Here is a 331-nt window from a genome sequence, read left to right as displayed (position 1 = left end):
ATGTTGCTCTCGCCCCACGCGTAGAAGTTGTTCTCCTCGTACGCGCCGAGGACCGCGACGGTCTTGCCCTCGATCACGTCGGCGTACTCCTCGGCGATGGACTGCTGGCGCTCCTCGAACTCGGCCTCGAGCTCGTCGACGCGATCGCTCGTATTGGTGGCGTCGGCCACCTCCTCGGTGCGCTGACCCCAGTTGGCACGGTCACCGCCGCGCAGGGTGAACGTGTACACCGGCGCCACGGCCGCGAGCTGGTCGGTGACCTCCTCCTCGAGCACGTTGGGGACGAGGATGAGGTCGGGCTCGAGCGCCGCGATCTCCTCGAGCTTCGGCT

General features: G+C 67.7%; 1 protein-coding gene. It reads right to left on the bottom strand.

Annotated features, from left to right (window positions below; all coding sequences use genetic code 11):
- A partial coding sequence (locus D9V41_RS17130) for an ABC transporter substrate-binding protein (RefSeq protein ID WP_166376127.1) occupies window positions 1-331 on the bottom strand: 331 nt, incomplete at both ends.

It is taken from the genome of Aeromicrobium phragmitis (genome assembly GCF_003674095.1).
Taxonomy (GTDB): Bacteria; Actinomycetota; Actinomycetes; order Propionibacteriales; family Nocardioidaceae; genus Aeromicrobium; species Aeromicrobium phragmitis.
Note: the sequence above shows the minus strand (reverse complement) of the source record. Positions and strands in the feature narration are given on the sequence as shown.